24 protein-coding genes, 1 pseudogene and 1 riboswitch are annotated in these 25,719 nt (G+C 41.7%); of the genes and pseudogenes, 9 read left to right on the top strand and 16 right to left on the bottom strand.

Annotated features, from left to right (window positions below):
- Nucleotides 1–228 precede the first annotated feature (228 nt).
- Nucleotides 229–371: riboswitch (FMN riboswitch) on the bottom strand.
- Nucleotides 372–414: 43 nt separating this feature from the next.
- The 3 genes from RRU94_RS16275 to efeO are packed head-to-tail and all read right to left on the bottom strand — an operon-like array spanning nt 415 to nt 4,157.
- On the bottom strand, nt 415–2,112 hold the full coding sequence (locus tag RRU94_RS16275; protein ID WP_315695773.1) for an FTR1 family iron permease: 1,698 nt from the start codon (nt 2,110–2,112) through the stop codon (nt 415–417).
- Complete coding sequence (gene efeB, locus RRU94_RS16270) at nt 2,093–3,325, bottom strand: iron uptake transporter deferrochelatase/peroxidase subunit (protein WP_315695771.1); 1,233 nt, start codon at nt 3,323–3,325, stop codon at nt 2,093–2,095. Before efeB ends, RRU94_RS16275 begins: the two co-directional genes overlap by 20 nt.
- Nucleotide 3,326: 1 nt before the next feature.
- Nucleotides 3,327–4,157, bottom strand: coding sequence for an iron uptake system protein EfeO (gene efeO / locus RRU94_RS16265; protein WP_315695769.1), 831 nt, complete (start codon nt 4,155–4,157; stop codon nt 3,327–3,329).
- A gap of 375 nt (nt 4,158–4,532) precedes the next feature.
- On the opposite strand from efeO, the gene RRU94_RS16260 reads away from it, so the two are divergent.
- A complete protein-coding gene (locus tag RRU94_RS16260) occupies nt 4,533–5,084 on the top strand; it encodes a GNAT family N-acetyltransferase (protein WP_309087964.1) in 552 nt (183 codons plus the stop codon).
- Between the two features lie 129 nt (nt 5,085–5,213).
- Here the strand turns inward: RRU94_RS16260 and RRU94_RS16255 are convergent, their stop codons facing one another.
- Both RRU94_RS16255 and RRU94_RS16250 read right to left on the bottom strand, forming a co-directional pair.
- Nucleotides 5,214–6,914, bottom strand: coding sequence for a glycoside hydrolase family 13 protein (locus tag RRU94_RS16255; RefSeq protein WP_315695765.1), 1,701 nt, complete (start codon nt 6,912–6,914; stop codon nt 5,214–5,216).
- 126 nt (nt 6,915–7,040) lie between these two features.
- On the bottom strand, nt 7,041–7,217 hold the full coding sequence (locus tag RRU94_RS16250) for a hypothetical protein (protein WP_315695764.1): 177 nt from the start codon (nt 7,215–7,217) through the stop codon (nt 7,041–7,043).
- A 199-nt stretch (nt 7,218–7,416) separates the two neighbouring features.
- On the opposite strand from RRU94_RS16250, the gene RRU94_RS16245 reads away from it, so the two are divergent.
- Nucleotides 7,417–8,217, top strand: a complete 801-nt coding sequence (locus tag RRU94_RS16245) for an NAD kinase (protein ID WP_315695761.1) — start codon at nt 7,417–7,419, stop codon at nt 8,215–8,217.
- 225 nt (nt 8,218–8,442) lie between these two features.
- Here the strand turns inward: RRU94_RS16245 and RRU94_RS16240 are convergent, their stop codons facing one another.
- From RRU94_RS16240 to gerD, 5 genes are all read right to left on the bottom strand, one after another.
- Nucleotides 8,443–8,682, bottom strand: a complete 240-nt coding sequence (locus RRU94_RS16240; protein ID WP_315695759.1) for a hypothetical protein — start codon at nt 8,680–8,682, stop codon at nt 8,443–8,445.
- Nucleotides 8,683–8,832: 150 nt separating this feature from the next.
- A complete protein-coding gene (locus RRU94_RS16235) occupies nt 8,833–9,012 on the bottom strand; it encodes a YjzC family protein (RefSeq protein WP_315695757.1) in 180 nt (59 codons plus the stop codon).
- Nucleotides 9,013–9,039: 27 nt separating this feature from the next.
- Nucleotides 9,040–9,198: a hypothetical protein gene (locus RRU94_RS16230; protein WP_242233181.1), complete on the bottom strand. Its 159-nt coding sequence runs from the start codon at nt 9,196–9,198 to the stop codon at nt 9,040–9,042.
- A 1,196-nt stretch (nt 9,199–10,394) separates the two neighbouring features.
- Nucleotides 10,395–11,888 (bottom strand): sugar porter family MFS transporter, encoded by a 1,494-nt coding sequence (locus RRU94_RS16225; RefSeq protein WP_315695755.1) that lies wholly within the window; start codon nt 11,886–11,888, stop codon nt 10,395–10,397.
- A 210-nt stretch (nt 11,889–12,098) separates the two neighbouring features.
- On the bottom strand, nt 12,099–12,674 hold the full coding sequence (gene gerD, locus RRU94_RS16220) for a spore germination lipoprotein GerD (protein ID WP_315695752.1): 576 nt from the start codon (nt 12,672–12,674) through the stop codon (nt 12,099–12,101).
- 581 nt (nt 12,675–13,255) lie between these two features.
- On the opposite strand from gerD, the gene RRU94_RS16215 reads away from it, so the two are divergent.
- Nucleotides 13,256–13,531, top strand: a complete 276-nt coding sequence (locus RRU94_RS16215; RefSeq protein WP_315695750.1) for an LSm family protein — start codon at nt 13,256–13,258, stop codon at nt 13,529–13,531.
- Nucleotides 13,532–14,818: 1,287 nt separating this feature from the next.
- Here the strand turns inward: RRU94_RS16215 and RRU94_RS16210 are convergent.
- Nucleotides 14,819–15,247 (bottom strand): hypothetical protein, encoded by a 429-nt coding sequence (locus RRU94_RS16210; protein ID WP_315695748.1) that lies wholly within the window; start codon nt 15,245–15,247, stop codon nt 14,819–14,821.
- A gap of 217 nt (nt 15,248–15,464) precedes the next feature.
- Nucleotides 15,465–16,676: a DUF3221 domain-containing protein gene (locus tag RRU94_RS16205; RefSeq protein WP_315695746.1), complete on the bottom strand. Its 1,212-nt coding sequence runs from the start codon at nt 16,674–16,676 to the stop codon at nt 15,465–15,467.
- A 265-nt stretch (nt 16,677–16,941) separates the two neighbouring features.
- On the opposite strand from RRU94_RS16205, the gene RRU94_RS16200 reads away from it, so the two are divergent.
- Nucleotides 16,942–17,934 carry an S-layer homology domain-containing protein gene (locus RRU94_RS16200; RefSeq protein ID WP_315695744.1) on the top strand — a complete coding sequence of 331 codons (993 nt, stop codon included), beginning with the start codon at nt 16,942–16,944 and terminating at the stop codon, nt 17,932–17,934.
- A 164-nt stretch (nt 17,935–18,098) separates the two neighbouring features.
- Here RRU94_RS16200 and RRU94_RS16195 read toward each other — a convergent pair.
- Nucleotides 18,099–18,247, bottom strand: a pseudogene (locus RRU94_RS16195) (sugar O-acetyltransferase); the annotation flags it as partial.
- 470 nt (nt 18,248–18,717) lie between these two features.
- Here RRU94_RS16195 and RRU94_RS16190 point away from each other — a divergent pair.
- A complete protein-coding gene (locus RRU94_RS16190; protein ID WP_315695742.1) occupies nt 18,718–19,395 on the top strand; it encodes a DUF3885 domain-containing protein in 678 nt (225 codons plus the stop codon).
- Between the two features lie 334 nt (nt 19,396–19,729).
- Here the strand turns inward: RRU94_RS16190 and RRU94_RS16185 are convergent, their stop codons facing one another.
- Nucleotides 19,730–20,470: a helix-turn-helix domain-containing protein gene (locus RRU94_RS16185; RefSeq protein WP_315695740.1), complete on the bottom strand. Its 741-nt coding sequence runs from the start codon at nt 20,468–20,470 to the stop codon at nt 19,730–19,732.
- A gap of 186 nt (nt 20,471–20,656) precedes the next feature.
- Here RRU94_RS16185 and RRU94_RS16180 point away from each other — a divergent pair, with 186 nt between their 5' ends.
- On the top strand, nt 20,657–21,217 hold the full coding sequence (locus tag RRU94_RS16180; RefSeq protein ID WP_315695738.1) for a sugar O-acetyltransferase: 561 nt from the start codon (nt 20,657–20,659) through the stop codon (nt 21,215–21,217).
- A gap of 410 nt (nt 21,218–21,627) precedes the next feature.
- Here RRU94_RS16180 and RRU94_RS16175 read toward each other — a convergent pair whose 3' ends face one another.
- Nucleotides 21,628–21,798 (bottom strand): hypothetical protein, encoded by a 171-nt coding sequence (locus RRU94_RS16175; protein ID WP_315695736.1) that lies wholly within the window; start codon nt 21,796–21,798, stop codon nt 21,628–21,630.
- Between the two features lie 363 nt (nt 21,799–22,161).
- Nucleotides 22,162–22,995 (bottom strand): 3'-5' exonuclease, encoded by an 834-nt coding sequence (locus RRU94_RS16170; RefSeq protein WP_315695734.1) that lies wholly within the window; start codon nt 22,993–22,995, stop codon nt 22,162–22,164.
- Between the two features lie 231 nt (nt 22,996–23,226).
- Here RRU94_RS16170 and RRU94_RS16165 point away from each other — a divergent pair, with 231 nt between their 5' ends.
- The 3 genes from RRU94_RS16165 to RRU94_RS16155 all read left to right on the top strand — a co-directional run bounded on the left by RRU94_RS16165 (nt 23,227) and on the right by RRU94_RS16155 (nt 25,145).
- Nucleotides 23,227–23,457 carry a hypothetical protein gene (locus RRU94_RS16165; protein ID WP_315695732.1) on the top strand — a complete coding sequence of 77 codons (231 nt, stop codon included), beginning with the start codon at nt 23,227–23,229 and terminating at the stop codon, nt 23,455–23,457.
- Nucleotides 23,458–23,895: 438 nt separating this feature from the next.
- Complete coding sequence (locus RRU94_RS16160; RefSeq protein WP_315695729.1) at nt 23,896–24,984, top strand: GerAB/ArcD/ProY family transporter; 1,089 nt, start codon at nt 23,896–23,898, stop codon at nt 24,982–24,984.
- Complete coding sequence (locus RRU94_RS16155) at nt 24,981–25,145, top strand: hypothetical protein (protein WP_315695727.1); 165 nt, start codon at nt 24,981–24,983, stop codon at nt 25,143–25,145. Before RRU94_RS16160 ends, RRU94_RS16155 begins: the two co-directional genes overlap by 4 nt.
- Nucleotides 25,146–25,719: the final 574 nt, after the last annotated feature.

Genomic DNA, 25,719 nt, shown 5'->3' with positions numbered 1-25,719 from the left:
CAAAATACCGCCTGTACACAAGAAAAGCGCAAGGCGCCTGCTTATCGGCTCATAAGGAACAAAAGCTAAAACGCAGCATCATGCTGCAATGCTTTTGTGATCCACATCGTGTGGACCTCCGATGGCGCCTGGAGCTAGACAAAAATAAGCCCCGCATTGACAGTCAATACGGGGCTTTTAGCATCAAGAAATAAACGTTTCCCTTCCAAAAATTCAGAAAACGTACACTATCCTTTCCTCCCATCCAGACTTTCACTGTCGGCTCCGGAATCACACCAGATCCACCGCATGCACATGATGCGGGTCACGGACTGAGGGCCTTAACGCCCAACACCGCCGGTCGGGAGTTGCACCCTGCCCCGGAAAGGTTTATTCGAATGTTGTTACCATTATGAACTTTGTTTCGATATACTGTCAAGCAGCTGATTCCTGTTTTTTAAACCAAAGTGCCAAAATGACAATGATAATAAGTAGAATAATCTGCGGCAGCATCGTTTCAAGCGTCGGGTATAAGCCAATTACATCAATAAACGGCACAGCTGAAGCTGTATGAGTATCGATGACTCCGGCAACCTGAAGAGAATGAATGCTTTTACCCAAAATTTTAAAAGCCAATACATAGATTAACAGAGCGGCGCCCGTGAAAAAAAGGCGCATCGGTACGCGAACACTGTACTTGATCACGATCAGCCCAACGGCTGACACAATGAAAAAAGCAAGGGCAATACCGGCGGCAAGTGCCCCTGCACTCATATCCGGTGCCATGCCGGCATAAAAAATAATCGTTTCGGCGCCCTCTCTGAACACCGATAAAAAGCTGATAAATGCAAATGACAGGATGCTTCCTGACGCCGCGGCTTTTCCCACCGACTGCTTCACAAAAGCGTTCCACTTCGCAATATTTGACTTTCCATGCAGCCAGGTACCAACCCCAATCATCATCACAACAGCGGCGATACCCGTCAGCCCTTCCATGTATTCACGGCCGGCAGCACCCGCAAGGCCTGTAAACACCTGGCTCAATAAAACAGCGGCAGCCACACTGGCCAAAATGCCGCCCCCTGCCCCGAGCCAGATCCATTTTTTCGCCCGCTCCTGTCCTGTTTTTGACAAAAAGGCAAGCAGAGCGGAAAGTATAAGTACCGCTTCAAGTCCTTCCCGAAGAAGAACAAGCGCGGCATCCCACCATGTGTAAGAGGAAGCATCAGCAAGCGGTGCCAGGCGGGCTTCAATGCCTGCAATCATTTCTGCTGCCCTTTCGTTATCTGGATTCTGGGAAGATAGCAGGCCGGCCGCTTCCGGGATCTTTACTTCAATATCGCTGTAAAGAGAAGCATCCTTTACTTGAACGGCTCCTTCAACAGAAGGCCACATTGAAATAGCGGCTGTAAGTGTCGCAGCAGCGGCACTGCTCTGCCCACCTCCCGCTTCGCTTTCTGCCTGCTTGAGAAGGGCAGCATATTCTGTCAGGTCCGCTTTCTTTGCAGCACCTTGTTCTGTGCCGTTCAAGTAGCGGTTAATCGCTTCTTCAAGTGTTCCGACAGCCCGCTTGATTTCGGCCGGGTCGGACGGCTCTTTCACAACAGAAATCCGAAGCAGCGCCATATTCGTTTCAATATCGCCATAGGCGGCTGTACTCTCTGCATTTACAATTTTTTCAACCGCATTCCATTCTGATTCAAAAGAACGATAAGACACCTCCGTCACTTCACTTTTCTTCATTTCTGCCAGAACAGGCAGGAGAGCGGCGACTTTTTTGCGCTCTGCATCCTGGTCAACCGGATTGAGCTGTTCGTCCACACGCACGAGAGCCGATGACAGCTGCTTCAATGACGCCTGTACATCTTCCTGATGTTTATGTTGGGCTGCTTTTTGGGCAGATGAGAAAGCGGAGTCTACCTCATCAGACTTTACACCGAGCTTGTCCCACTCTGTTTGAAAGGCCGCCATATTATCGACGACTCCCGCAAAGTCACCCCTTTTCGCATCCATCATCGCATCGCCAACCGGCACAAATAAAGCGTCCGTATCCGTTGCTGCTGAGGCACTTTGTATTCCTGTTCCGCATATAATAACGAAAACAGCAGCCACCTTAAGAAAGAAACGTTTCACCGAGCCAGCCTCCTTTTTTCACACCGGGCAGGCAGGCAAACACGGCACTTCCTCGATGAATCGTATATTCATTCAGCTTATCACTGTTTGCCAGGCGTGTTTGAATCGGCACGAATTGCTTTTGAATGCTCCGCTGAAAACTAATAAACAAAAGTCCTGCATCAAAGCTGCCTGTTTTTGGATCCAGTCCATCCGCGTAGGAATACGATCGGCGCAAAATCTTGATGCTTCCGTCTCCATGCGCAAGCGCTGTATGAGAATTCGGCAGTATTTGTTTTTGGCCTGTTTCGTCCTTTTTAGAAAGATCAATTTTTTCAAATTCATCTTTCCCTCCCAGCGGTGCACCGCTTGAGCGGTGGCGCCCAAATGTCGCTTCCTGTTCTTTCAATGTAGTCCGGTCCCACACTTCGATAAACATCTGTACGCGGCGCACAACCATATAGGTGCCTCCGGCCATCCAGCCATCTGTTGCCCAGACATGCTCACTCATTGCTTTTTTGCTTGTATGATCTGGATTTCCAGTCCCGTCTTTGAAGCCGAATAAATTACGCGGTGTCTCATTTTCCGTATTCGCTTGTTTCGTCCGCTGAAAAGCAGCCTGTGTCCATTTCAGCTGCATTTTCCCACGGGCAAGGCGAACGAGATTGCGCACTGCATGGAACGCGACCTGTGGATCATCTGCACATGCCTGAATACAGACGTCTCCACCTGACCACTGTTCTTCAATCGCATCAAACGAAAAAGACGGAAGGTCTTTCAGCTCTGCCGGCTGGCGGCTCGTTACATTTAATTTTTTAAAAAAGCCCGGGCCTACCCCAAAGGTCATTGTCAGATTGGAAGCGTCAAGGCCGGCTGCTTCCCCTGTATCTTCAGGCGGCATAAGTTCATTTTCAGCCGGCCGGCCGATCGATTTTCCTTCGGCCATTTGAGCAGCAGCAGCTGTCCATTCTTTGAAAAGAGCGATCACTTCTGCCCGCTCTGTTGTGGTTAAGGTTAATGCCGCAAAGTACAGATGATTTTGAGCAGGCGTTGTAATGCCCGCCTGGTGTGTTCCGTAAAAGGACACCGTGCCTGTACTTTTTTCAGAGGCAGAAGCGCCAAGCGACAGCAGGCTGCCGGCGCCAGACGCGCCAATGAACAAACCGGCTGCACCAATACCGCCCGCTTTTAAAACACTGCGGCGCGATATTTCTTTCTTTAAAAATTTTTCCACTTTAGGACGCCTCCGTTACAATGCCCAGCTGTGAAAGTGGTTCTGCAAGCGCATCGATCGCTTGACTGAGTTCTTTAATTTCTGACTCGGATAAATCTGTATACAGCGTATAAGCATCGCCTTTTTTCTGATTGTTGAGCAGGGTGTATACGTCATCGAATTTCGATTCGATTTCAGTCGACAGCGCTTCATCCTTTTTCTTCAGTTCCGGCTGCAGCAGGGTAAAGATTTTTTCCGCTCCCTCTACATTTGCTGCAAAATCATACAAGTCCGTATGTGAATACCTGTCTTCTTCACCTGTTACTTTCGATGTCGACACTTCATTCAATAAATCGACGGCTCCTGTAATTAAAAGATCCGGTGTTACTTCAACTGTTTCTACTTTTGCACGAAGCAGCTTTGTGTCATCGATGAGCTGCTGCGCATATTGTTCGTAGCCTTCTGTTGTGCCGTCAACCCAAAGTCCTTTTTCAATCCGGTGATAGCCTGTCCACTCCGCTTCGGGAACATCACCTTCACGCGCATCGATTTTCGGATCTAAATCGCCAAATACTTCGGCAATTGGCTCCGCACGCTCATAATGCATACGAGCCGGCGCATACGCGGCTTTTGCTTCTTCGATATCGCCTGACTTGACTGCCTCAGCAAAACCTTCAGTCTCGGTTACAAATGCATCTATTTCACTAATGGCATACGCTCGGTACTCTTCTGTCACATTGGATAAATCTGGTGTTTTTTCCGTCTCAGCAGGTTCAGCCGCTTTTTCCTGGCTGCACGCAGCAAGTGAAGCCGCCGCTGCCAAAATCGTCGTTGTTTTGATCCATTTTTTCATTCTATTTCTTCTCCTTTTATGCGGTGCATACTGAATTTTCTCTTAATTATACGATAATGATATTCATTTTCAATTAAAATTTAAAATCATGTCGAAAAAATTTTTAATTTGAGGTTAAAATCTATTTTCAAATGGGTAAAAATTTTATATGATGTGATTAACGACGACATTTTAATGCTAGTTGTATTGGGAAGGCAAATGGTGCGCCACCGGTTTCTTCTATCGGTTCTAATGGGTTCGATTCCCATCCCGGAATTTTTTTATGGACAGGCTGCAGTTGTGACGGTCTTGTTTGTTTTTTAAAAAATTTCGAGGGTGGATCGGCACGTATGAACCGCTATGCCCTCGTTGTGTAAAACAGAGGAGGGAAAGAAAATGTTGAAGAAACGCGATGTTCATGAAAGTCATGTTTTATTTGATTTGATGACGCACCCGGATGTGTTCCCTTTTGTGCGCCAAAAAGTCCACTCATACGAGGAGTTTGTGTTTGCCACCAAGCAAACGATTGAAGCGGAAGAACGGGGTGAACTGATTTCGCGAACGATTCTTGACGAATGGGGCAGCCCAATCGGCACGATCAACTTGTATGATATTGAAAATGGCGCCGGCTTTCTCGGCACGTGGCTCGGCAAGCCTTATCACGGCAAAGGCTACAATGCACCAGCCAAAGAAGAGTTTTTCAGAGAGCTGTTTTATGAAATGGATATTGAATCGGTTTATATGTCCATTCGCAAAGTGAATATACGCTCACGCAAAGCGGCAGAAAAACTGCCCTATGTTGTTTTGGCTAATGAAACACGGCCCGATGTGTATGCTAAATTAAATCAAAACGAAGCAGTATTCGATTTATATGAAGTACCGAAAGATCTCTTCACGCTTTATTTAATGCGTAACGATCAGGAAAACGAACAGGCAATGGAAGCGTAACAAACAATTCCAATTATCCTCGTCCACATACTCCTTCACTAGTAAAGCGTTGAGTTTTTACCGTGACGCTCATTCAACTGAGAAAATTTAAAATCCCAAAAAAAGCCGGCTGCAGCAGCAGCCGGCTTTTTATCGTTCTTTTTCCGTTTCTTTAAACAGATAAATCCTTGTTTCATACGGACGCAGCTCAAAAGGTTTCTCCAGAGCCGACGCGTCATCCTCCACTGTGTAATTGGATAAAAGCAGGTGACCCGACAGGCCGCTTATCTGCTCCCTGTCTACTGCAAAAGAAACCGGCTTTTTGCCAAAATGACTGATAACAAGCAGTACTTCGCCCCCTCCTGTCCGCGTATAAGCAAACACCGAAGGATGATCCGGCGCCATTAAATCAAAGGTTCCTTCGGTCACAACCGGTTCTGTTTTCCGAATGTGAATCAGTTTATGGTAAAACCAAAAAACTGATTCCGGGTCATCGAGGTTCTGCTGTACATTCACACTTAAATAGTTATTATTGACCTTAATCCACGGTTCTCCCTCCGTAAACCCGGCATTTTTCCCATCATCCCACTGCATGGGCGTTCTTGCCTGATCACGGCTTCTTTTATTTAAGTCGGCCAGCACGCTTTCTTTTTCCTCATTTTGTTCATAATGGCGCTGGTGAAACTCTGTAATCGACTTGCTGTCCCGAAACTCCTCTATTCCTTCAAAATCTGCATTTGTCATGCCGATTTCTTCTCCCTGGTAAATATACGGTGTTCCTTTCATCATATGTAGTGTTGCGGCCAGCATTTTAGCAGACGCTGCACAGTGCTCGCCTTCGTCTCCAAAACGCGTGACAATGCGCGGCTCATCGTGATTGCACCAAAACAGCGTATTCCAGCCCTTTTCCTCCAGGGTTTTCTGCCATTTTTCCATTACTTTTTTTAACTGGACCACATTTACTTTTACATCGGATTCCGAGTCTCCTTCTTCAATCTGCAGGTGGTCAAAGGAAAACACCATATTCACTTCGCGCCGAGCCGGATCAGTATACAAAAGGGCTTCTTCCGGTGTAGCCGAGCCGCTTTCTCCAACCGTCATCATGCTGTATTTTGAAAAAACGGCTTCGTTTAAATGATGGACGTACGGATGGGCTCCTTCATCTTTAATGATTTCGAAATGGGGATCCGCTTCTTTGTCTGCATATTGTTCGTATGACGGCAGTGATTTCTTTTTGTTAATGTGGCCAAGCTGGTCAATCCGAAATCCCGAAACGCCTTTTCGGATCCAGAAAATCATCATTTCTTTTACTTCATGGATGACATTCGGGTTTTCCCAGTTTAAATCCACCTGCCGCCGGCTGTTCATATGCAGATAATACTCACCCGTTTTTTCATCAAATTCCCATGCACTTGTATTATAGGTAGACATCCAGTCGGAGGGCGGACCATCGGGAGTGCCGGGGCGCCAATGATAAAAATCCCGAAACCGGCTCGTTTTCGACTTTTTCGCATCTAAAAACCAGCGATGCTGATCTGATGTATGATTGTACACAATGTCTAAAATCACTTTTAGTCCGCGTTGATTTGCTTCAAAAATCAATTCCTCCATATCCGTCATCGTGCCATAGTCTTCTGATATGGCCCGGTGATCCGATACGTCATATCCATAGTCGACATTCGGCGACTTGTATACCGGTGAAAGCCAAATCGCATCCACCCCCAGCTTTTTCACATAATCCAGCTTTGAAATGATGCCCTGTAAATCACCAATCCCATCTCCGTTACTGTCTTGAAAACTGCGGGGATATATGTGATAAATGACTGCTGTTTTCCACCATTCGTTTGCCAAGCTGTTTCCCTCCTGCGCTTACTTGTTTAGTAGAAACGTTCCCTTTCCATTCTTTTCTAAACGCGTATGCAGCGCATTAACAGGCGGGATGACAGGGTCGGCAGGCAAAGTCATTTCTTCTTAGCTTTAATAAAGATAGAAGTCCCCTGCTGAAACCAGAGCGTTCATTTTATTGCCAGCCCCTTTACGGATATGGGTGAAACCATTTTTAAGAGAGATGACTTTACCGTTCTTCGTTGACATATGAATGCCTATGCGTTCCAGATCCACGATTCTCAGTAACGGGTTTTGGAACATTGACACTCCTCATTTTGCCTCCTGCGTGCGGATTTTCGTCAAAACCGTTGTATGTATGCCTCTTGACTGTAATGTAACAGTGGCAGCCAGGCTCCTGATTCCTGCACCAATCACAATTGCTTTTTTCACCTGGCGTCCTTCTTTACTATTGCCGCCGTTATACATTAGAATGGAGGTATCTTGTACGATAAAGGAGTTTTAGCCAATGGAATCAAGAAGAAATATGTTTTTTTCGTATAAAAAAGATCCTGAAAAACTGCCTGACATCCAAAAACTGATTACACTTGCTGAAGAACAGGGATTTGTCGTAGTGGATGATTACAAAGAAGCCAATATTATTGTGGGGGTCGGCGGCGACGGAGCGTTTTTGCAGGCGGTCCGCAAATCCGGGTTCCGTGATGACTGCTTATACGTCGGTATAACAGACGAAGTGGAAGCAAGCTTGTATTGTGATTTTCACATTCGCGATACGGAGAAAATGATCGAAGCGATTCAATCGGCAGGAGTGGAAGTGCGCCGCTATCCGGTGATAGATGTGCATATTGACGGTGAATCTCATTTCAAATGCTTGAACGAGCTGTCCGTTCGCTCTTCCATTATTAAAACGTTAGTCATGGACGTACATATTGATGACCTTCACTTTGAAACATTCCGCGGTGACGGCATTGTTGTTTCTACACCAACTGGAAGCACAGCTTACAACCGGTCCTTAAATGGAGCTGTTGTAGACCCTCGCATTCCGTGTATGCAGGTGAATGAAATGGCATCTTTAAACAATAACCAATTCCGTACGCTCGGTTCATCGTTTATCTTACACAGTGACCGCAAGCTGACGCTGAGCATCGCACAAGACGGCAATAACTACCCGGTGATCGGCCTGGACAATGAAGCGCTCAGCATCCAAAATATTCAAAACATCGAAGTGGAAATGACCGGCAGCATTATTAAAACGGTTAAATTAAAAAACAATTCATTCTGGCATAAAGTACAGCGAACATTTCTTTAATCAAAAACGGATCCTATAAAGGATCCGTTTTTGAGTGTAGACAAAGTAAGAAAGCAGGCTGAGTGAAAACGTCTGTCTTTCCAGGAACGCCGCCGGCTGGGAAGCGGAGTGACCTTTTTCGGGTCATGAGCATTCACAGTCGGCAAGTGACGCCGAAAGCGGGCGTTTGCGGGCAGCCTGAAACGGATCCCATAAAGGATCCGTTTTTAAGGGCTTGTCCACCCGCTACTTGTTCGCAATGGAAGAAAGTGTTTCATATTCTGACTTCTTGGCTGGAGGCGGGTTGTTTCTGCCCGATTTATCTCCTTTTTGAATCGACTGGCTCAGCAAACTTTGCAGACCGATGGCAAAGGTTAATTCCACTTTAGGGCTGAGCGTCCCGCCCATTTCAATCACATCATTTAATTCCTCAATCTTATCTACCATAATATCTCTTATGAATTGAATGTCTTCTTTCATCTCCATTCCCGTCCCCTCTCTTCTTAAAAAACATTTTCTTCTCATGATCAAATGTATGCGGCTTGTCCCTTTTATATGCAAACAAAGTAATAAAGGCTTCTTTTTTCACGCGCCAAAAAGCCCTCTTAGAGAAGAAGTCTAAGAAGGCTGCTCGCTTTATGATTTTGTATGCCGTGTCCAAATTCGATCTTTATTCTTTGTATCCGGAAAATCATCGCCTGCTTTGAGCTCAATTTTTTGAGGATCGTTGACCGAAGAACCTGTTTCACCGATTTCAATGTAAACACCGTTGTTCGGCGCTTTTTGTCCCGGCTTAAATTGGTTGTTTTGTGACAATGCGCTTTTCCTCCTCTTTTCTTATGTTTAGCTTCTGCCTTTTCGTCCCAATTTTGAATTTCGGTTTGCCCCTTTCATTGGGTCCTCCCCGCGGGCAAATTCAACGGAATAATCGGTTTCTTCAACGTTTTTCTTTGGTGTTTTCGCATATTTTTCCACCGCATCTTTTGTGGCTTTCCGCTTCATGTTCTCTCTCCTTTCGCCTTGCCAGCAATCATCGACAGTTTCCCCGGATTTGTGCTTTGTATACACGTTCGGTCGATTCCAGCGTTTTAAAAAGCGCTTTTAGCGTACACGATCCATACAAAAGTGAAGTACAAACAAATGGAAAAAGCGGTCAATGAATACAGTAATGATTCTGCTTCTATTCAACACGTGTATGATACGCAAATCGCCGCTTGTCAGGCAGTTAGGGACGATGTATTAAACACGGATGTAAAAAAACATTAATGAAAAACGCATTGAATCAATCGGGCAATGGCTATGTGATGGTGAAGTACGAATATGATGGACAAATGAAGGCGAACGAGAAAGAACGCCTATTTAGGCGTTCTCGGTGTGTAGACAAAGTCTTTCGCTTTTAAAAAAGAGCCGATAAGCAACGACCGAAGCAAATGAATTAATTCCGTTTGCTTTGCTAAATGAAAGAAGGCCGCTGGTGCATAAACACCAACGGCCTTCCGATAGAATTTTATTCATGAGGGCCTGATGATGAGCCGGTTAAAAAGTAAACGAAAGAATCTTCATCTCTTGATAATGATTCTTTGAAGAAAACGAGGATATTTTATGCAGCAGTGGTAAAAAGCAGAAAGCTGCTGATCGAGATTTTCTTGCATAGCAATCTCAGGATTTATAAAACCTTTTGATTAATATGTTATGTTGGTCTGCAGCCAATCCCATTCATATTTCGGATAAAAAGCTGCTTAAAAGTACCGTCATCTACTCTCTCAATAAAGCGTGTGTTTCTTCATCTCTTTTATTTCGGCCTGCGGCTGCTTTGTTCAACATATTGTAAAAGTCTCTCTTTCTTTTTCATCCGCCTTTCTATGCATTTTCATTTTAAAAAACGATTGATGCAGCTTGCATATATCGCTTCCTCTGGTATCAGCCCCGCCTACGCCAAATACCGTGATGGCCACGCGTGCCATCCAACCCAAGTTCTACTATAAAAGAAAGCGTTTACATAATCAATCTTTTTCGGTCGTCAAATAACGACAAATCACATGATTCCATTTCTTTTTGCTCGAAATAGCACAAAGCGCCTGCTTGTATACCATTCCGCTTTATGGCCCCCATCTACATATGTACGCGGCTACAAGTAGAGAGAGATGAAAAAACCCCTTAATACCTTTTGAAAAGGTATTAAGGGGAAAACGATGTGTTTATTTTCTTTTTGCTTTAGCCAGATAACGTTCTTCCGATACCTGGAAGGAATGCTCAATTTCCTCAAGTGTACGCCCTTTTGTTTCCGGTACAAACCGCTTAATAAACAAGAGAGATAAAACGCCGAGTCCAACAAAAACGAAGAACGTATTCGATAATCCAAATGCGTCAAACAAAACCGGGAACAGCAGTCCCACAAGGAAATTCATCGTGAAAAGACAAAAAACAGTAATCCCCATTGCCAGCCCTCTTAAATGAAGGGGGAAGATTTCCGACTGCATCAGCCAGGTAACCGGAGAAACCGCAGCCTGCTGAAAAGCAAGGAAAACAACGGTGAGTCCAAGAATAATGTACGGCAGCATACTGCTGTCTTTCAGCACCATTGACAGAATTCCAATTAACAGCAGGGATGTACTTGTGCCCGCCATGCCGGTAAACAGCATCGGGCGTCTTCCTACTTTATCAAGTAGCGCAATGCCCACAAAGGTCGCTAATACAGAAATCACACCGTTAGCAATATTGCCGACCAGAGCCGCTTCTGTTGAAAATCCTGCATCTTTTAAAATTTCGGTTCCATAATACATAATCGAATTGACGCCCGTTAACTGCTGAATCATCGCAATACCGATTCCAATCAAAACGATTCTGCGGACGTGAGGCAGCTTCAAGTCTTTAAAAGTCGCTTTTTTGATTTTGCCCTCTTCCTGAATCGTATGTTCAATTTCATTAAATTCCGTTTTCGCCCGCTGCGCTTCCCGAATTTTTTTCAGTACCTTCAATGCCTCGACTGATCTTCCTTTTGAAGCGAGCCAGCGCGGGCTTTCCGGAACTATCAGCATCCCGATCCATAGAGCCACCGCTGGTAAAGTCGCAATGACAAGCATATATCTCCACACATGAGCAAGTTCACCGAAAGAATTAGCTAAAACGGCATTAAATATGTATGCAAGCAATTGGCCTGTGACAATCATCAACTCGTTTTGGGTGACGACTCTCCCCCTGCGTTCAGCAGGTGCCATTTCCGCTAAAAAAGCTGGAACGGTAACCGAAGTGGCTCCAACAGCGAGACCCAATACAATCCGGCAAAAAACCATCGTTTCCACGTTTGGTGCAACGGCGCAGCCGATTGTAGCAAGTAAAAAAATAAATGCAACACTTAAAATGGTTTTCCGTCTTCCTTTTTTATCAGACATCCTTCCGCCAAATACGGCTCCAAACGCGGCTCCAAGAAGCAGTGAGCTGGTCACAAGCCCTTGCGTAAACGGCGTTAAATTCAACTGGTCTTCCCTGGACATAAAAGGAAGTGCTCCATTCACCACGCCTGTATCGTATCCGTACAGAAGACCACCGAATGTTGAAATGAGCGTAATGAGCTTTAAGTAAGCTTTTTGAGATAATGACTGTTTTTTCCGCGGCACTTCCGTTTCGACAGAAGCTCCTTCTACAGATACAAGCCTTCCTGTACCATTTTCTTTCGTTGCCTTCGTCTTCATTCTATCCCTTCTCCCTTTCGTGATCGTTATGGTTTATATGTACCTAGGTGCAAAGAAGTGCAGGAGGTAAAAATACATCTACCTCTTCTTTTCCTTGTATAAACATGCCCAAAATGAAAAAGAAGAGATTAAATCGCTTACATTTGTAAATAAGAAAAAAGCCCCTTTAAAAAGGGACTTTACCGCAAAAAAACAGGAAGCTAAAACTTCTTAGCTTCCTCCCTGCTCTTTTTTCTGCGCTTCTTCTGCCGCTTTCTTAATTGCTTCTTCCATTTTTGCTTTATACAAAGGACTGGCCAGCGTTTCCTCTATGACCCCTTGGAGGTATTTTCTGAATTCCTGGCTTTTCATCGCTGTCTGCATCGTTTTCTGCATTTCAGGGTCTTTCATAACGTCAATCAGCATTTTTTGATAATCCGGGTCCTTCATCAGCTCTTTGAGAAGTGCTTCATGTTCCTTTTTCATGCTTTTGGCGAACGTTGCGGCAAATTTAGGATCTTCAAATGCTTTTTGCCAAAACTCCTTGCCTTTATCAGACGTTAATGTCGTTTGAACCGTTTCTTTGATCACTTTTTCATCCATGATCACTTCCTGCCGGACTTCTTTGTCTTTTATCGCTTCCTGCAGTGCTTTTTTTCCTTCATCGGTTTTTAATATATCCACAACCATTTTTTTCGTTTCTTCATAATCGAGTTGGTGAGCCTCTTCATCCTGATTTGCACAGCCGGCAGCCAGCATTACCACAACCGATAATAACGTCATCCTAAGAAGTCCATGTCTCTTCATCTTGCCCAGCTCCTTTCGCTTTACAGTCCGCTCTTTATATTTTGAATGAGCCGGGCGAATGTATACGCGGAAAATGCTGGCGCCGCAAAAAGCCCCTTCCTTTTGTGTGGCGATTTGCTTTACAAATAGAAGGGGCTGAATGAGTATGTTCGTAAAGGTGAACGAGATACCAGCTAACTGAAGCACGCCGCGGGTGACCGCGACCTTCGCGTTAATCAGAACAGCTTTTTTAAAAGGACTTTACCTTTTGATTTTCTTTTGGCTTCTTGGTTTTATGGTGCATAATTTCGATCAAATTATCCCTATAATATTTGTGTAGTCTCAATCATCACCAACCCAATTTAGTTTGATGTTGTTCCTTTTTCGCTTTCTTATCTTCATACGTATTTTTATCAGCTTCAGCAAATAAAATTTCCATTTATCCTATAGAATGGTCACAAACTGCATACCCAATCGACATTTTGATTTTCACGTCTTTACGGATATATCTATATCTTCAAAAAACAATTCAAATCTAGGTAATTATCGTTACAAACTTAAACACTCCTTCATAAGTTATTAAAGAAAGGAGTGATTAAAGAATGTCTTCCTCTTCACAAGACGATCAAAATATTGAGCACCAAGAAAAACGGTGTGACTGTTGCTGTATCCCCGGACTCGAGAGTGAATTAAAAAAATTAGAAAGCCAAGTTATTTCGGTCATCACTAAAAGCGACATTGAATTTACCGGCAGATTAATAAGAGTGGATTCCTATATCCTTGTACTGAAAGATATAGATGAACCTACTCCTACATTTATTTATATTTCGTTGTGTGAAATTAGTGCATTTATCTTTATAACACCGCTTAATTCTTAACTTAGCAAGCTGAGGTCGGGTTAATATTTTCCGGCTTCTTTACATTTATCCGAGCTTTAACGCTAAAGTTAGCTAGTTCTTCGTCCTCCGCAAGCACTCAATTCTATTCGCCGAGTACATAACGGTTCATCATCTTATTCAGCAAACTGTTGAAGAAGCCTGGCAGCGAGTACGCTTCTTTTTTGTCGTCATCACAGACATATATAAAGCAGACAAAGGGATGTTTTCGACGTCAGTTTTTTCAAATGTCAGTGGCATAGAATATACCTTATACACGCTGAACAAATGGCTGACAAGCACCTTCAATTATATAGGCGCGACGATCTCTTTAAACTTGCCGTAAAATGGACAGCACAGCGAAGCACCGTCTACTCAGGGATCCTCTCCGGCCGCTTTATCCACATTTACAATATGGTCTGTAAATGTCATTTGTGGTTTATTTTCTCATCGCAGCGGGTAAAGATTAACATGCAACGATATGCTAACGCCTTGGATACCTCATCAATCGTTGTACTATATCTAGCTGGATTTTGCTACGGAGCTTCCGTAGCTTTTTTATGTATTTGGTTTAACGGGCAAAAGGGTAAACCTGGTAACCCTGCCACCTCCTAATTTCTCTACATACGTGTTACGATTTGCTGCCGATTTTCCGCAGTCTTTTTTTATGTATAGCGCCCGTTGCAGCTTTATTTCACAAATTTCATACTTGCTGTTTATCGTTCTGTAGAGCGGGTAACAGTAAGCAAGGTTTCTTACCACCTACCTTTCATCACTCATCTGTCTTTTGCTGCGGAGTCGCGTCCGCAGCCTTTTTTGTATGCGGTTTATTTTATTGCCGAAACGGGTATTCCTATTAACTAATTACCCCCTATTTCTTTCTGCTGCGGATTCATCCCCGCAGCTTTTTTTGCGCGATTAACGACGCTTCTTCCGCAAGCATACGCTGACTATCTTCATACATAAAATGGTCCAGCATGAAAACCAAAAAAATTATCTTCTATGGAAAGACCACACAGAACAATTTACAGAAGCTGAGCCATTACAGATGAACTTTGAGCTATGGCTAGACCGATTTACCATGAGCCAAGGTGAAAAATTTTGGTGGTGGTCTATACATACTGCTGAAAATTACTATAGGCTCTCATAAGTTTCTGAATCAACAGTTTCGGCCTACTGTTGACCAACAACTAAATTAAATAAATAAGAAAGAGGCTTATGATTATCAACGAGATAACCATAAGCCTCTTATGTACGCGCAATAACGCGCCTTGCATGCTGTTAAATACGTTATTTATTTCTGAAAAATAGTGTTTTTAAGCTTTCAGCATGTTCTTTACTTAACTCGCCGTAGCCTTCTTCTCCTTTTTCGCTCTGAAGAGAGATACTTCCATTTTTCATAAGATAAACTTCATACACAAATAACCGTTCAGGCATGTTCTCTTCATACGTGTAGAAGAAAGTGGCTTCCACCGTTCTTTCGCCTTGAATATCCACCATTGTATTTGGTTCCCATTCGACTTCCTTAAACGCTTCTCTGATGATATTTAAATCTTTTTCCTCCATAAGCACAAATTCATTCTCTGATTTTGGGGTTATTTCCTGTATGTCTACTCTGGTAAGTTGGTCTAAATTAAATTTCTTTGGCTCTTTATCGGAGCAGCCGATTAAAAGGAGTGCAGTAAGGCTGATAAGAAGATAAGCAAGTTTCTGTTGCAATGAATTGTCCTCCTGAAATAAATTCCATAGTTATACATTTTAGTTTATCACAGGAACTTCAGGGTTGATTAGTGTTTATTTAGCATTTTTGAAGCTGTTGTTCTTTTTCTTGTCTTAATCAACATTATCGGTCTACTGCGAACAATAATTGAAAATGAAGCTTTTCGTTGAAATTTGATCGACAAGGTAGTCTACGAGAACGGCCTAAAATAAACTTTTATTTTTGGTCTGCAATTGTAATATCTGTGACAACGGGTTCTGGTCCCATTGAGCCAACAAATGTAAGGATCCACTCGTCTATTTCTTTGTTATAGGTAATTTTATGAATACCTTCTACGTGTGAGTTTTCCTTTCGCTGTTCGATCGCTTTTCGAACCACCTCTTCTTCGGTTAAATCCGCGCCTTTTGGCTGATAGGCCGGCAAAACGGTAACAAATTTAGCACTGCCTTGTCCCGGATATGATTCAGCGATTGGCCCGGATGCTTCGACAATCACACGCTGGCCGACCTTCAGCTTTACGTTTGCTTTTGGAAAGGAGTAATATGTGGCATCGTAATGCTCCTGCTCTCCGGTTCCCGAAAAATCATACGCTTTTGAACCGACAATCAACATGCTGTCCTCCGATACCTCCATTACCCAGCTTCCTTCCTTTGTTTGTTTATGCGAGACGGGTTCTTCCGGATATTCAACATCCGGCTCTTCCGGAAGCGGAAGCATTCTTCCTTCTTGCGTAAAGTCCATTTCATGATCCGAAAATTTCTCCCTCAGCTTCTCAATCTGCTCGTCTGTTAAAAAGTCATGCCCAATTTCAATGGTCCTCGTGATCGTATCCACGCTTATACTCAGTGCCACCCGCTCTGGCTCCGGCATTGCGTCTTTCATCGGCTTGATCGCTTTCGACACTTCATACATTAAATCCTGGTTGTCCTGGTCACTGTATTCGCTCTCAAACAAGTGAATGTATTTAGCCAAAATTTTGCCTTCATCGACTTGTTTTTGCAGACGGCGAGCCAGTTCCTCCGCTTTATCATCCGGATTTTTTATGCCGACCCAGACACCAGATTCCTTAGCGCCGGATTCCTGATTTTTCAAATATAGAATACCGTACTCATAAAAATTCCCGTAAATACTTTGAATAGCATCTGTTACCGCGTAAAATTCAATGGACTGCACGCCATAATCTTCTTTCAGTTCCGGCGTCACTTTGCCTAAATAACCGCCTGTCAGTGTCTTATCGTGCAGCACCTTTTCATACGCCGCGTCGCGAATTGTCGTATCATCTGTTGTCTGCTCCAGTTCCACAAACACGTTTTTCTCCTGTTCTGATGTTTGCTCCTGCTTTTTAGGCTCTTCTGGTACTGATGAGACTTCATCTCTACATCCAACAAGCAATGTACCCAATATCAATACCAACACGATTTTTTTCACAGTAACTGCCCCCTTTATGACCAGCATATCACCAAAAAATGAGAATTTGCTAATAATTGTGTATTAATCCCAGAAGTGTGTTTTTTCCATACCTATGAAAAGGCTTTGTCACACACTAAACTTTAGCCTTTGTATGTCAATTTCAAGTTTCTCTGTCAACTAATATTCCATCCGCGAATAGTATTGTTCATTTATATGGACGAACTGTTGGTTAATCTTTCATGTTAGAATATTTTTATCAAACAAAAGAATAGGAGATATTTATTTGAATAAATACACATTATTTACGGCAGCAACAGCCGCTACCGTAGCGATTTCTAGTATTTCGGTTCCAGCAAATGCAGAAGAACTTGAACTTGCGCATCCATTTACTGATGTAGGTAGTCGTTATGATGATGCAGTAAGCTTTTTGTATCTCAACGAAATGATTAATGGTGTTTCAGCAACAAAATTTGGAACTACACAAACACTGACTCGTGGGGATGCTGCCGTAATTTTGGCTAAAATGCTTGAATTAGATACGGCAAACGCAAAAGATGCAGGATTTAAAGATTTAAATTCTCGTATACGTGGTTCTGTTAATGCACTTGCTGAAATTGGAGTTGTTTCTGGGGTAACGAGCACAGAGTTTAAACCAGAACTGCCATTAAGTCGTGGAGCTATGGCAAAGTTTATTGTAACCGCATTTGAGTTAGAAGAATATGCAAAATCTACACCGTTTACTGATGTTGGCGGCGTATTCAAGTCATATATTGAGTCTTTATACGGAACTGAAATTACTTCGGGTAAAACAGCGACTTCATTTGGAACAAACAGTAATATTACACGAGGCGAATTCGCTATTTTGCTTTGGAACACTTTCCTTTTCTCTCTGGAAAACGGCTATTATCCAACAGCATCAGGTGCGCAAGTAGCTACTGAACACCGGACGAAAGTATTTTTAAGTGAGCCGGTTCCAGAAGAGTACACAGCAGAAGAAGTTGTAAATGCGTTTATTTTCAGTGTAGAATTCAGCGATGGAACATTTAAAGAAATCGAGCCTACTTCTTATTTTATTACTCAAGACAGAAAAACATTGTTTGTTACTCATTCTAGCGTGCCTTTAACCGGTAAAAAAGGTAATGTCATTGTTGGAGACATAGAATCACAATTCAACGCACCATTTGATTTTACCGCTACTAAAACAACATCGAGTGCAAACGTTAAGTCTACTTTTGAACATACAAATGTTCTTCCAGCTACGACAGCAACCGAATAATATATAAATGAACTAAAAAAACCTAAACTTTAAAACCCTATCCAATTTAAGGACAGGGTTTTTGTGTATGTAGTTTTAGTTAGTAGAGATGCTGTTTATTTAACCTTAGGGACCTCCTATGGCTCATGCAATGCCTCCAAATTTTTACTAAGAACCTTGTCGCTTTAACTATTGTTTTCGGTTACTTTTAACCCGATTTTATCGTTTTCAGTGATAGACCTGATAACTCGACATGGTCCCCTGCTGCAATAACGTTTGAAGGTGTATCTTTTGTAACGACACTTCCAGCCCCAATAATTGTATTATCACCAATATCGCGTAAAAGTGTACTTATATATAAATAAAATAAGTGTTAAACAAATCGGGATGCTTTCAACAGCATTTCACTTTTGACTACAAGTTATGACTACTCTTTAGTCTTGACTTTGCTACAAGTCGTTAGAAACAGTAAGACTAGAAAAATACAATCACATTACATTTTTATGCAGTAGTCAAAACTGTTAAGTTATGACTACTCAAAAACGACAAAGGGTCATGATTACTTCGTGGGTAATCATGACCCTTTTTCTTCTTATTTATTTTAGCTATTGGTCAGTAGTTGACCGAAATTGTTAAGTAAAAGGCTTTTTTCGATAACCGACTTAAAAGAAAGGCTGGTTAAAGAATATTGTTAATTTTCTTGTTCAACTAACAAGGCAGGTTAGTTGAACAACATACCTTTAATAACAAATAGGTGTTAATATGTTATTTTGAATGAATTATAAAAATAAATGGAGAAATAAAATGACTAAAGTGCTGCAATTATTTTTAAATGAATATTATAATGATTTAGTTTTAGCACCCAGCTTGTTCTATTCATGGGAGAATAGTATTCGTTTTGAAATTTCACCGCCTTTCCCAGATAACGAAGAACAAAGAATTAAACAAACTTTCCAACGAGCTATTACTTTATTCAATAAGACTTTTGAGGAAAACGACCATATATTGCTTGTTACAGATGTGCATTCCACAAGCGGGGACAATTTTCTTCAAAGAAAACCTTTAAATGTTTATCTAAAGTACGCGAAACACAGAAAAACATTATATAAGCTGCAATATCAGCTTTTACCTAGTGTTTTTAATGACCAAGATGAAGAAGACGACGAGGACGAATCGATCACTCATCGTTTTGTTCTTCCTTGTCTAAAAAATGAAATTAAGTATTCCCAACTTTTAAAAGCTATTAGCTATGAAGACTTTGCTCACCCATCTACAATATTGAAAAATAATTATCAAAGCGGATATGATATTTACTTTATTAATCTCTCTAAGAAGATGATTTATCATTTGTATGATGACCGTGGGTGTGATATTTTGGCGGCTGATAAAGAGGATATAAGATTTTTTTACGAAGAATATAATGGTTGGATTTTAGATTATGACCGTGCAGAAATTGACCTGTTGTTTAGAGAGAGAGCATAAGTCTTGTTTCACTAACAGGGCGTTTGTTAATATCTCGGCTGTCATTTCGGCAGCCTTTTCTTATTCAGCTAAAGGGCAGTTTAGTGGAAGAAGCGTCTTTAGCTCTTATTCAATAATCGGGCCATATTCTTGAATAAGAAGGGTTGTTAAAATTAAGGGCGAAAAATGGGATTTAGTATTAATTATCCTTGCAAAAAATGTCCTTTACGAGGGGTACACTTTACCTTTTTTAATTAACCTTTTAATAAATAAAAATATTGTTTAGGACTCCTATGTTTTTGTACAAGAAGGAAACACGCCGGATGAGAGGAATTCTTTCGTCCGGCATTTTGTATTATTTAGTCCAGTTGAGCCGAAAATACTTTAGGCGGTATTCTTTTGGTGTAAGTCCAGTGTATTGTTTAAACAGTTTATTGAAATGGCTCTGGGAAGAAAAACCCAGGTTATTAGCGATTTCCATGCAGGTATATTCGGAATACTTTAAAAGTGTTATAGCCGTATTAATTCGTTTCTCTCTAATGTATTCAGAGATTGATGTACCTGTTTCTTTACTAAACAAGGCAGATAGATAGGTAGGGGACAAGCTTACATATTGCGCCAGTGATTTTACCGTAATGGTTTCATGTAGATGTAAATCAATATAATCTATACAACGAAGAACCGGTTTTGAGTATATTTTTTCCTTCTTCAGTTCGGACATACGTTTGGTGTAATCAGTAAACATTTTGTTGTGTAAAGCAAAGATTTCCTCCACCGTTTTGCACTTATCTACTAACCGGATATAAAGGTCGCTTAGGTTATAGGCATCTTCTGAGTACATTCCACCTTCTATGCAGAATCGACTGCTTAGAGTAATGGAGGCAACAAACAGATATTTATAATTCATAACAGGATGGTCCGATAATGTTCCGGTAGTGTTACTTTGGAAAAGCTTAATTCCGAGAGGTATGGCATCCATATTACCGTTTTTCATGTATTCGTATTGCATGAGTTCTTCATCGTAGGTATGATGGCGCTGTTTTTCTTCTTTTCGCTTAAAAGTGATTTCTGAAAGAGTTTTGGCAATTGAAGTCATAGAAACATCTCCTATAAAATTTGTAATAAAACAAAAGCAAACAACCATATCAATATACAATAAAACATATTTATATGATATAAAAAAGTGCCTTCAAAATGTTATTTATAGTATTAGAATAATATTATTTTGTAACAAAATGATTTTTGCATGCAAAGCAAACCATTGAATGAATGAGGTGATAAGATGAGGGAAATTGAAAAATTAGATGCAGGATTGGAATATGTATTCTTTGACAAGGAAGTTGCTGCCCGAAAAGAAAGGGCATTACAGCTGTGCAGAAAATATAATAATACTGACCCAGCTAATCATGAAGCCCAGATGGCCATTATCAGAGAATTGTTTGGTTCCTTTAAGAAGGAGGTTTTTATCCAGCCAAATTTTAACTGTGATAATGGCAAGAATATTCATGTTGGGGAAGATTTTTTAACGAATTACAATGTAACGATTCTGGATATAGCCCCGGTCCACATAGGGGATTATTGTATGATTGGTCCGAATACGTTGATTACTACAGTGGGCCACCCTCTTTCTCCCAAAGGCAGGCGCGAGAAAAAAGCAATATCTAAACCAGTAACGATAGGTGATGATGTATGGATTGGAGGGAATTGCACGATTCTTCCAGGAGTAACAATCGGAAATAACGTTATTGTTGCAGCAGGTGCTGTTATTACAAAGGATGTACTAGATAATTGTGTAGTGGCAGGAGTACCTGCTAAAAAAATCAAAGAGCTGGAAGCAGAATGAAAAAATTAAAAGGAATTATTACTTCGGCAATAAGAAAGCGAATAGAATATTTGATTATGTATGAAGAAGTCCAGAGCTATGATATGATCTACATTAACTTTTTAAAAGACTTTAAAAGGTGAATCTTGAAGCTCTTTTAAATTTCCACTCTTCTAAAATCGGGCGCTTTTCTTTAATAAGAAGGCGTCTTTTTTTAATCCCATCAGATTCTAAAGCAATACATTTAATGGATTGGAGTTACATTAAGGTGTAGATGAGATTGTGAAGGATTCTACTTAAGTTAACGGGGTGCTTTAGTTAAAGAAGAGGTAAACAAAGGGAACAAAGAACAGTCCTTTTTCTTTTGATCAAATATCAATACTATCGTTTAACAGAGCCTTTATATAAAAAGAGCTAACTCCTTAAAAGAGTCAGCTCTTTGTTTCAACAACTTTATGGATCATATAGTGCCCTACATCGAGCTGGTTATCAAGCTTGTCCATTGCTACTTCTTTGGCTTTAGCTGCGGTTTCTTCTGTGACCTCAATGGTTTTTAAATCTGAGGGTATTTTTTCATAATATTGAACTTTGTAATTGGGCATTTTTGTCCCTCCTTTTTTAAGAATATTACCACAACCAATTACAATGAAACATTACGTTATGTAACACTACGTTGCTCCATTTTGGCAACTTTCTTCGATTGGCTTTATCCAGGTCCATAAACGCTAACCGGCTTGTACAGCCTCTTTTCATGTAATCGGGTCAATGATTAGTTAAAAGTTTAGAGGCTGGAAAGTTACTAAATAAAACTTTTTCCTTAGAGCATTCATTAATTTCACGAAATAGAGAAGTTGGCTTTTACAAATGAATTCGAAAAATGCGGCTGTAAGGCGCATAAGCGTGATCAGCAAAAAGAGATGCCTTATTAGGGCACCTCTTTTTAAGCAGACTATCGTCTTGACATTTCATCTTTTGGTAAGCAGCAATGCTTTCTGGGCTACATATTTCTCGGATGCCTTTTGTTTTTGCGCATCAAAATCGGTTTTAAAAACAGCCGTTACGTGTTCATTCAGATCAAGTGCAGCGGCCCGATCCAGCCAGATGGGGCTCGTAAAGAAGGCATCGAATGCCACATCATCTACGTCATGCTTTTTCATATACGCAAAGATGCATTTCATTAATTGCTTTTTTCCGCTGGATTTCAGTGTATCCTCATGCAGATACCGTTCTTCAGGTGTTTTGTTTGATTTGTACGTCGCATGAACATCCAGTTTTCCGTGAAGATAGCGAAACACTTTTAAGGTATTCATCGAATCATCTAAGCTGTTATGTGCCTGCCCGTCTGCTTCGATTTGGAACACCTCCATAGTTTTAGTCAGGCTGGGGGTGTTGCCGTTAAAGGTATCATACAGGCCAAACTGAAGAATCGGCAATATGTCAATATAGGTGGACAGGTTCAAGGAAGGAAGCCGGTAACGTTTGCATTCCTTTTCCAAGAACCGAAAATCTTCTTTCCCCCATGTCACAAAACAAGATTCCTCCGTGCCAAGAAACGCCTTAAATTTCTTTAATACATGCGGAAAGGCCGGGGCGGAAGACACATCCCGCTCCGTGATGCCTGTTAGTTTTTTTGTAAACGATGTTAACCGCTCTGCCGGCTTCACCAGGGATGAAAAGACATCGATCACGTCCAATGTAGCGGGCGACACCTTCAGAGCCGAGACTTCGATAATTTCTTCCAGGTGGTGCGGATTCCATTTTGACGCATTCCATTCAATATCAAGTACGATGTAATTCACAGTATCCTGCCTCTCTCATTATCTATTTCTCATTATACAGCCATTTGAGAAAAGAAACAGAGAAAAATGAGTGAACAAAATAAAGCGTCTGACATCTGGTCTCGTGGCAGCGTGTGTGTTTGCCAAGGTCGCGGACTCTTATGGATGCGATTCTCTCCATCAACTTCCACATGGTCATGCTCTTTCCCCTGCCCCTTGTCGATTGTCCACTGAAATATGGATGGAGGAACAATGATAACAAAGTTTGATACAAGATATTTTTATATTATCAGTCCTAATGATGAAAGATTTATTAGGTGGAATACAGTAGCAGGAACTCTTAACGAAGATATCTTAGATGATTACAACATAATTTCTGACTTAATGGGGATGGACGTTAGAGAAAAGTTCGGAGAAGAGTATGACGTTTGGGAGATTACCAAAGACGAATTTAAAAAACGAATAAAGCCTAAAATGAAATAATATAACATCTACCTGCCTGGCCAAACATTTCTTTAAATTAATTAACAGTTTTGGTCAACTATTGAACAATAATCAAATAAGAAAGAGGCTCATGGTTACCTCACGGCACTGCCTCCTTTTTGTGAGACAAGGTTCAGCCCCACTAGCATGAGCTGGTTCTTTTTTATGCATAAAATACCGGATTTTCCTCACCCTACTGAAAAAGGGACAATAGGTGATGTCATTTTAGGAGCAGAAAGACAGTGTATTTGGAAAGTCCTTTCTATTGATTCATTTATGCAAGATAACCTTTCTTGGCGTGACACATCCCTCAGTGCTGCGGCGGGCAGATTTAAAAGACGCATTTGATCGGAGCAATTGATGGGAGTTAATAAAGCCGCCCTGTGAAAGCAAGCCGCAAACGCAGAAAAAAGAAGCAGGAAGACAGTAGGTGAAAAAATGAAAAGGGAAGCAAGCATTTCAACCTGGCAGCTTTTTTTCTTTATGCTGCAAACCCATGTTGGTGTTGGAATTCTCTCTCTTCCATACGACGTGCATCAAGCTGCGGGGAAAGACGGCTGGTTATCGATCCTGCTGGCGGGTTTTTTCATGCAGGCAGCGATTGTCGTAATTTGGCTGCTGGCTTCACGCTTTCCTCATAAAACATTGGCTGAATTTTTGCCGCTCATTGTTGGACGAGTGATTAGTGTGCTGATTATAGCGCTTTATATGCTCTTTTTTTTCATGGTCGCCAGCCAGATTTTAGCGGTTTTTCTTTCGATTACCGCAGATTGGGCGTTTCCTTATACACCACCCATTGTGTTCGCAGTCATTATTACAGCGATTACAATCTACTTGATTCAAGAGGATATTCGGGTAATCGCTCGGTTTCACGTGCTGATGTCCTTTTTTCTGATGGGTGTGCTCATGATTTTTCTCTTCATGTGGAATCACTTGAATGTTTATTATTTACTGCCCATCGGGTCTTCCGGTATCCAGGATATAGCAGCAGGCGCCCAAAAAGCTGTTTTTTCATTAGGTGGAAGCGAAATGCTGCTCTGGCTTTTTCCCTTTACTCAGGCGAACAACAAAGGAAAATGGAAAGCGGCTGCAGGAGCAAGCATTGCCGTAACCATTCTATATACATTGCTTGCACTTTGCACATTTACCTATTTTAGCGAAGCTAAGCTGAAGCACGTTCCAGAACCGGTTATTTACATGATTAAATCAATTGAACTGGGCATCGTAGAACGGCTGGATCTTATTTTTCTTGTTTTTTGGGCCGTCTTCTCCATTACTTCGTTTATGAACAACTTGTACTTAGCTGCATTGATTGCAGCCAACATCACTAAAGCAAAGCATCATAAGACGGCTGTTTATGTTCTCAGTCTTCTTATCATACCGATGGCTGTTTATACGAGTAATGCCGAGTCGATCAAAATGCTTGGCGGCTTCATCAGCTCGGTCTATCCTGGCTTTTTGTTCATTATTCCTTTATTTTTACTTCTGGTCGCCATTATTAGGAGAAAGCGGAAGAGTACAGGATGAGAGAATGGTGGACTGCCGTGTTTTCGATTGTTGCTGTACAGACCAAAGTTACGGAGGTTTTCTATGGCAAATGCAACTGTATATATAACAAACACATGAAGGAATATGCAGACCGGATCGAGGCGGGCGAGCTTGTCGAAGGATTCTTTGATGAATTTTAGTGATGCGGTACGAAGAGTATTTCCAGACGCCTAAAAATCACTACAAATAAGACATCTCGCATTCAGAAGCCCTCATCAAAGGAGGGCTTCAGGCTGTTGACAAACGCCCGCTTTCGGCGTCACTTGCCGGCTGTGAATGCTCATGACCCGAGAAAAGGTCACTCCGCCTCCCAGCCGGCGGCGTTCCTGGAAAGACAGACGTTTTCAATCAGCCTGCTTTCTTACTTTGTCTACACTCTCAAGCCCTCATCAAAGGAGGGCTTCTGAGTGCACTTCTATACTTAATTAAAGGAATCGAACAGGAGTATGCATGCCAAAATCCGGCCAGGTAAAGGTACATGCTTTACTGTCTCCTTTCCAACCGTAAAATATTAGATATATCTCTAGATAAAATACAAATGATCGGTGGCAGATACTCAATCATTACATCACTCGATATGATTTTAAGCCATAAGTTTGGGTGTCCTATTTGCTAAGTTAACCTTGTTTGTTCACTTCCAAATAAAGGAGTTATCGTCATGACATTTCTTCACATTAATTCTAAGCATTTGGAAAAACTATACGAAATTAATAA

This window comes from Domibacillus sp. DTU_2020_1001157_1_SI_ALB_TIR_016 (assembly GCF_032341995.1).
Lineage (GTDB): Bacteria > Bacillota > Bacilli > Bacillales > Domibacillaceae > Domibacillus > Domibacillus indicus_A.
The sequence above is the reverse complement of the archived record's forward strand: the minus strand, read 5'-3'. Positions and strand labels throughout refer to the sequence as shown.

What these genes read in the sequence shown, in the direction of transcription:
- efeO (WP_315695769.1), bottom strand. Translation starts at nt 4,157, where the DNA reads ATGAAAAAATGGATCAAAACAACGACGATTTTGGCAGCGGCGGCTTCA.
- RRU94_RS16260 (WP_309087964.1), top strand. Translation starts at nt 4,533, where the DNA reads ATGTTGAAGAAACGCGATGTTCATGAAAGTCATGTTTTATTTGATTTG.
- RRU94_RS16245 (WP_315695761.1), top strand. Translation starts at nt 7,417, where the DNA reads ATGGAATCAAGAAGAAATATGTTTTTTTCGTATAAAAAAGATCCTGAA.
- RRU94_RS16240 (WP_315695759.1), bottom strand. Translation starts at nt 8,682, where the DNA reads ATGGAGATGAAAGAAGACATTCAATTCATAAGAGATATTATGGTAGAT.
- RRU94_RS16230 (WP_242233181.1), bottom strand. Translation starts at nt 9,198, where the DNA reads ATGAAGCGGAAAGCCACAAAAGATGCGGTGGAAAAATATGCGAAAACA.
- RRU94_RS16225 (WP_315695755.1), bottom strand. Translation starts at nt 11,888, where the DNA reads ATGAAGACGAAGGCAACGAAAGAAAATGGTACAGGAAGGCTTGTATCT.
- gerD (WP_315695752.1), bottom strand. Translation starts at nt 12,674, where the DNA reads ATGAAGAGACATGGACTTCTTAGGATGACGTTATTATCGGTTGTGGTA.
- RRU94_RS16215 (WP_315695750.1), top strand. Translation starts at nt 13,256, where the DNA reads ATGTCTTCCTCTTCACAAGACGATCAAAATATTGAGCACCAAGAAAAA.
- RRU94_RS16190 (WP_315695742.1), top strand. Translation starts at nt 18,718, where the DNA reads ATGACTAAAGTGCTGCAATTATTTTTAAATGAATATTATAATGATTTA.
- RRU94_RS16185 (WP_315695740.1), bottom strand. Translation starts at nt 20,470, where the DNA reads ATGACTTCAATTGCCAAAACTCTTTCAGAAATCACTTTTAAGCGAAAA.
- RRU94_RS16180 (WP_315695738.1), top strand. Translation starts at nt 20,657, where the DNA reads ATGAGGGAAATTGAAAAATTAGATGCAGGATTGGAATATGTATTCTTT.
- RRU94_RS16175 (WP_315695736.1), bottom strand. Translation starts at nt 21,798, where the DNA reads ATGCCCAATTACAAAGTTCAATATTATGAAAAAATACCCTCAGATTTA.
- RRU94_RS16165 (WP_315695732.1), top strand. Translation starts at nt 23,227, where the DNA reads ATGATAACAAAGTTTGATACAAGATATTTTTATATTATCAGTCCTAAT.
- RRU94_RS16160 (WP_315695729.1), top strand. Translation starts at nt 23,896, where the DNA reads ATGAAAAGGGAAGCAAGCATTTCAACCTGGCAGCTTTTTTTCTTTATG.
- RRU94_RS16155 (WP_315695727.1), top strand. Translation starts at nt 24,981, where the DNA reads ATGAGAGAATGGTGGACTGCCGTGTTTTCGATTGTTGCTGTACAGACC.